Source organism: Vibrio bivalvicida (genome assembly GCF_001399455.2).
Classification (GTDB): Bacteria; Pseudomonadota; Gammaproteobacteria; order Enterobacterales; family Vibrionaceae; genus Vibrio; species Vibrio bivalvicida.
Map to the genome: position 1 here is coordinate 1 of NZ_LLEI02000066.1, position 1,545 is coordinate 1,545.

Genomic DNA, 1,545 nt, shown 5'->3' on the forward strand with positions numbered 1-1,545 from the left:
TTAATCACTGCACTAAAATTTGCAACCAAAACCGCCGAGCGTTGAGAATCCAGCTTGAACACTTTGTTAATAAAGTACTTTTCGCGCGCTTTAGGCTCAAATAAACCACTGAATCCAACACTACAAACCTACCAGATTTATATTGGCTACTGACCCACTGACATTTCCAGAAAGTCTAGGTCAACGAGTAGCTAAACAGATGTGACAAAGAACGGGCCACCCACTGAAGTGACGGACAGTTAATTGGCACAACGATGAACCTTTGAGAGCGGAGATGGTTGTTGGCATATTAGCGCTTTCGATGATTTCAAATGGCATTTACACCAGAGAAACTACAAAGCTCAAAGCGCGCTAGAGAACGAGAATTTATGCGTAGATAGTTACAGCCAATGAAGGACTATTTACCAAAAAAGCTATTCGTTAACAGTAGCTTATTAACGCCCTGCTAAGTGGCTAGCAACGCAAACCACGACACTTAAACTAACCACCGTAAACACTGTACCAAACTAGAACTAAAATCGCCGAGCGTTGATAGTCCGTCTTAAGCAGATTGTTAGCTGCTACGATTAAGGTTGAGATTTTCACCCAAGTGCCTAGTTTGAAATACATTATTGCTTTCGAGTAACAATGTAAATTGGACAGCTCACAAACCAAGCCCTAATTGATGAAATTGGCTTGGTAAAGAATGCTTTCGAAGAAGCCCACTACCAAGTGCGCAAAACTGATTTAGCCACGGCAGCATTTCAATACCCAAGAAGCCGCACCAAAGAACTAAACAAACACACCACTTCAGTAAACTGACTTTGGTTGATTCAACCACTTTTCGAACAGTGCCACTGGCGAGATACTTTGTACCCTAGAACTTTCAGCTGTAAAACTTGAGCCCAGTTTTCATGAGCACTTAACCCATAGTTTCTTCAAATTCTAGCTAACGCCCTGTTAAGTGGCTGCCAACTTAACACGTAACTCAACTAAACCACCGTAAACACTATACCAAACCAGAACTAAAAGTGCCCCGTGTTGGCAGTCCGACTTGAACAGATTGTTAGTTGGCTAGCACGCACTGAAGTTTCCATTTTCCACAGTAGAGTCAGCGAGCGCCCTAAATTAGTAGACTAGACAACTTAAACACCCAAAGCTCCCTTTGCAAAGGCAAACTAAAAGCTACGATAGTCCATTGCATGCAAGAGTCACTGAAACCAGCAAACCTGATACGCTCGTTCTTCAAACCAGACACAAAACTAGAAAGGCAAGCTAGCCACCAAACCAATTCAATTACAGAGAAATTTCTGCTTGCCGAAGTACGGAGAACGGATGTAAACAACGCCTACTGAGCCCGTACCTAAAACCAAGAAACTATTGCCAACTAACGCCCTGCTAAGTGGCTGACAACATACCACAAAACGTAAACAAGCCACCTTAAACACAGAACAAACTTTGAAGTGAATTCGCCGAGCGTTGGCAGTCCGTCTTAAGCAGTTTGTTAGCTAATACGATTAAGGTTGAGGTTTTCACCCAAGTGCCTAATTTGAAATACATTATTTA

General features: G+C 42.4%; 1 protein-coding gene. It reads right to left on the reverse strand.

Annotation, left to right across the window (positions count from 1 at the left end; genetic code table 11):
* Positions 1–480: 480 nt before the first annotated feature.
* On the reverse strand, positions 481–609 hold the full coding sequence (locus APB76_RS23460) for a hypothetical protein (RefSeq protein ID WP_269085111.1): 129 nt from the start codon (positions 607–609) through the stop codon (positions 481–483).
* Positions 610–1,545 lie beyond the last annotated feature (936 nt).

What these genes read in the sequence shown, in the direction of transcription:
- APB76_RS23460 (WP_269085111.1), bottom strand. Translation starts at nt 609, where the DNA reads ATGTATTTCAAACTAGGCACTTGGGTGAAAATCTCAACCTTAATCGTA.